General features: G+C 71.3%; 6 protein-coding genes and 1 pseudogene. 6 read left to right on the top strand and 1 reads right to left on the bottom strand.

Annotated elements, in window-relative coordinates; all coding sequences use genetic code 11:
- Window positions 1-302: alpha/beta fold hydrolase (locus tag PHK61_RS31540; RefSeq protein WP_274284996.1), on the top strand; the 302-nt coding region annotated here is incomplete at its 5' end.
- Between the two features lie 99 nt (window positions 303-401).
- Window positions 402-836 (top strand): hypothetical protein, encoded by a 435-nt coding sequence (locus PHK61_RS31535; protein WP_274284995.1) that lies wholly within the window; start codon window positions 402-404, stop codon window positions 834-836.
- A gap of 3 nt (window positions 837-839) precedes the next feature.
- Here the strand turns inward: PHK61_RS31535 and PHK61_RS31530 are convergent, their stop codons facing one another.
- A complete protein-coding gene (locus PHK61_RS31530) occupies window positions 840-1,535 on the bottom strand; it encodes a hypothetical protein (protein WP_274284994.1) in 696 nt (231 codons plus the stop codon).
- Window positions 1,536-1,937: 402 nt separating this feature from the next.
- Here PHK61_RS31530 and PHK61_RS31525 point away from each other — a divergent pair, with 402 nt between their 5' ends.
- The 4 genes and pseudogenes from PHK61_RS31525 to PHK61_RS31990 all read left to right on the top strand — a co-directional run.
- Window positions 1,938-2,477 carry a transposase gene (locus tag PHK61_RS31525; protein WP_274284993.1) on the top strand — a complete coding sequence of 180 codons (540 nt, stop codon included), beginning with the start codon at window positions 1,938-1,940 and terminating at the stop codon, window positions 2,475-2,477.
- Between the two features lie 238 nt (window positions 2,478-2,715).
- A complete protein-coding gene (locus tag PHK61_RS31520) occupies window positions 2,716-3,150 on the top strand; it encodes a hypothetical protein (protein ID WP_274284992.1) in 435 nt (144 codons plus the stop codon).
- A gap of 9 nt (window positions 3,151-3,159) precedes the next feature.
- A complete protein-coding gene (locus PHK61_RS31515; protein WP_274284991.1) occupies window positions 3,160-3,351 on the top strand; it encodes a hypothetical protein in 192 nt (63 codons plus the stop codon).
- 36 nt (window positions 3,352-3,387) lie between these two features.
- Window positions 3,388-3,758 (top strand): annotated as a pseudogene (locus PHK61_RS31990) (transposase); the annotation flags it as partial.
- Window positions 3,759-3,965 lie beyond the last annotated feature (207 nt).

Below are 3,965 nucleotides of genomic sequence, written 5' to 3'. Positions count from 1 at the left end.
CCCCGAGCCCGTCCCGGCCAGGTAGGAACCACTCCGGGCTACCGGGGGAACCTCAGCTGCAGGGGGTGGACTTCCGCGCCCAGGTGCCGCGGCTGGAGGTCCCGGTCTACCTCGTCGGCGGGGCCCACGAGCTGACTGCCCGCTCCGGGCCCGCCCGCGAGTGGTTCGACCGATTGGACGCACCGGTCAAGCAGTGGATCACGTTCGAGGACTCCGGGCACGTCCCGCACTTCGAGGAGTTCGGCCGCTTTCGCGAGGTCCTGCGCGAGATCGTGGCCCGACACGGAGCGGGGAGCCCGTGACGCCCGGCCCTGCCGGGCGGTGACGGTGCTGGCGCCGTCCTCGCCGCCGCGGCCGCGCTCACGGGGCTGGTGGTGGGCGGCGGGCCCGGACCGCAGGTGGTGACGACGCCTCGCGGCCTCCCCGTGCTGCTCGACGGCACCGGCCTCTACCGGTGGAGCGGCGTCTTCGCCGCGGCTGGACAGCGCGGGACCGACCTGGTCGTCGTCGTGCTGGTGGTGCCCCTGCTGGTGATCGCTCTCGTGGCGGCACGTCGTGGAGCGGTGCGGGCGCGGCTGCTGCTGGCCGGCCTGCTCGTCGTCGTGGTCTACGTCCACGGCAGCCCCTACGACCCCGCGCGCCACGAAGCCGCACTCGCCGCCCGCCGGCCCCCGACCAGCCCTGCTGGCGCCACCCCAGCAACGGACTCCGTGCCTCGTGCCCACCGCCGGCGCCGCCCTCGCGACGAACTGGGGGGTCGCCCTCTCGGCCAGAGGCGGCCGGCTTCACACGGACGCGGCCTGACCCTGCCCACTCCCGATCTCGAGCTCGTCTGACCTTCAGTCGTGCGGCGGGAGGAATGTCGCGGTGCCGGGGGAGTGCAGGACGGCGGCGATGTGCATCCCCGCGTGGGCGATGGGCGCGCCCACTGGGTTGAGGGTGACCAGAGTCGGCAGGCTCCAGACGACGTCGCCGCCAACCGGTTTGATCAGCGCGGGTGAGCGGAAGTCGGTGTAGCCGAGGTGGTAAACCGCCGTCATCACCAGCGACGCGAGTAGTGCGGCCGCACCTACGAGAACGCGTCCGCCCCACCGTGCGAGCACACCGCTGTCCTGCATCGCGGCGAAGACCGCCAAGATCGGGAACACCGACAGCAGCAGCCCGTCGACCGCGCCGTACACGATTCCTCGCCACAGGACGGCCCAAACCAGGGCGACCCCGGTCGGGCCCGGAGTCGGCGGCTCAGTGCGGACCACGACGGTCGCCAGCAGCACGGCTACCAGTACACCGAGGACGATGGCGAGCACCCAGTGCCGGCGCGCCGCCGCGGTCAGGGATACCCCGGTGGAGCGGGCCCACAGCGCGACGAACCCGACCACGATCGCGGCATAGACGCCGTAGTAGAGGTCGCGTGGCAACGCCAGCACGTCGGCGAACAGGAACGGCACGACGAAGCCGGTCAGCAGTCCCGCCGCCAACCAAGGCGTCTGCACGCCCAGCGACGAGCGGCGGCTCTGGACCTTGGGCTGTGTCATGAACCGAGCCTGACCAAGCTGCGTGATGATGGACGGGCCGAGTGGACCCTATCCGCGGAGACGTCCGGCCCTCTTCGGAGCCACACGCCCCGAACCCCGTCCCCGCGGGGTGCCATGCCGCACTCCCGCGGCACCAACGGCCTAGGGGCGAGCACGCACGAACTTACTGACGGGGTTGTCAAGGGCCGGACGAAGTCCGGTCGCGCAGCGACGAGCAACGCCCTTGATCAACGTAAGAAGCCGAACGCAGGTGTTGATCTCGCGAAGCGGTGCCTCGTCGGGCTCGGTGCCCATCGGGTGAAGGCGTTCTGTGCCTTCGCCCCGGGGGCGCCGCGTCCGCCCCTGGAGGCTCACCAGCAAGGGTCGAAGAGCAGAAAGGCTCTCGGGCCGCGCTCGCCCGAGATGACGGAGTCGACCCGAAGGGCCGTCGACCCGGCGCGGCCCGAAGATGTTCTGCGGCCCTTGCTGGTGAGGGGCGGGCGGATCAAGCTTCCGGGCCCGACAAGAGTCAGTGCCGCCGCAGGCGGCGCGATCGCCGGTCTCGGCCGCGCGGCCTTGAGCAGCCCTCGGCAAGCCGCGGGCACCGCTCAGACCTGGTGGATGACTCGCCGGCCTGCTCGCGGACTCCCCGCAACTGGTGCGCCTGCTCGCGAGCTCGCCGTCGACCGGCTCGGCCGCCGCCGGGCCCGCACCACCCCGCTGGCGTTGCGCTCGGACAAGGCCTACTCCAGCCGCGCTCACCGGGCGCTGCTGCGCCACCGCGGGATCACCGCGGTGATCCCCGAACCCGACGACCAGAAACGCAACCGGGCCCGCCGCGGCTCCCGTGGCGGGCGACCGGTCGGCTTCGACGCCGCCGACTACAAGAACCGCAACGTCGTCGAGCGCGGCTTCAACCTGCTCAAAGGCTGGCGCGGGCTGGCCACCCCGCTACGACTGTGAGGATCACCGGGTGCCGCCTCGAGCCGGGGTCTGACCCGCGCTACGACTGACCAGGCTGTCCTGTGTTTGATCTTCGGCTCCGGTCGGGGCGGTGCTTGCTGCCGCCGGACCGACGGGGCGTGTCCCGATAGGGGCCTTGCCGTGAACAGGGCACCGTCACAGTCCTGACCGCCCCCGCCGGTCCGGCGACGGCCATCCGGTCCCCGAGCCATGCAGGAGACGAACAACCGTGCCCAGGATGCCGCAGGCACCTACCGTCCGACCCGCCCACCACGAGTCGGCGGAGGCCGGCGACGTCGTCGTCGGGGTGGACACTCACAAGGCCGTCCACGTCGCCGACGTGGTCAACCAGCTGGGGGTGCTGCTGGGCAGCGCCGAGTTCGCCACGACCAGCTCGGGCTATCAGCAGCTGCTGACCTGGGCCCGGACATTGGCCAGGTCCGACGAGCTGGGGTGGAGTGCACGGCTCCTACGGAGCCGCGCTGACCCGTTATCTGGCCGGGCATCAGGTCGAGGTCATCGAGGTCAATCAGCCGGACAAGCGGGCACGGCGGCGCGGCAAGACCGAGCCACCACCCGCGCCAAGGCCGCCGATGGCCCGGTGGAGATGGTCCGGGTGTTCAAGCTGGCCAAGGCCTCGGCGACCAAGTCACGCACCGAGGCGATCAACTAGCTCAAGTCCGTGCTCGTCAGCGCCGACCCCGAGCTCCGGGAGGAGATGGCGGGGCTGAGCAACCCCCGACTGATCCGGCGCTGCGCGGACCTGTCCACGTCCGACTCGCCGGCCTCCATCGCCGGCGCGGCCGCCTACACCATCGCCCTGCTCGCACGACGCATCCTGGAGCTGACCAGCGAGATCAACGACCTTCGGTAGCGGATCCACGAGACGCTGACCGCCCACGCACCGCAGCTACTGGCCCGCCACGGTGTCGGGCCCGACACCGCCGCCGCCCTGCTCATCGCCGCGGGCGACAGCCCACAACGGCTCCACCACGAGGGCTCGTTCGCCGCACTATGCGGCGTCAGCCCGGTCGAAGCGTCCTCGGGTAAGACCCAGAGACACCGACTCAACCGCGGCGGCGACCGGCAAGCCAACTGCGCGCTGCACAGGTGCTCGCTCGACTGCGCTGGGACCCGCGCAGCCGGGACTACCTCGCCCGCCGCATCGCTCAGGGGAAGACCCGCCGCGAGGCCCTCCGCTGCCTCAAACGCTACGTCGCCCGCGAGATCCACCAGCTCATAGCGCCCCGAGAGCAGCTGCAGCCTGCGGCCGCTGCTTGACCTCCATAGGGGCATCAAGCACGCCCTGACCTTCCGCGGCGGGCCTGGTCCTACGAGCCATCCTGCTCTGGCTCCGACCTACTTAGGAGACACGCCCTAGTACTACAGCCGGATTTCGGTGCGCGGGCTCGGCGTGTCGTCTTGGCGCCTGGGGGACTGTCTGATGACCGGTGTAACTGGCGTTGGCGGGTCAGTTGATGGTTGACG

This window comes from Actinomycetospora lutea (assembly GCF_028737205.1).
GTDB lineage: Bacteria > Actinomycetota > Actinomycetes > Mycobacteriales > Pseudonocardiaceae > Actinomycetospora > Actinomycetospora lutea.
Note: the sequence above shows the minus strand (reverse complement) of the source record. Positions and strands in the feature narration are given on the sequence as shown.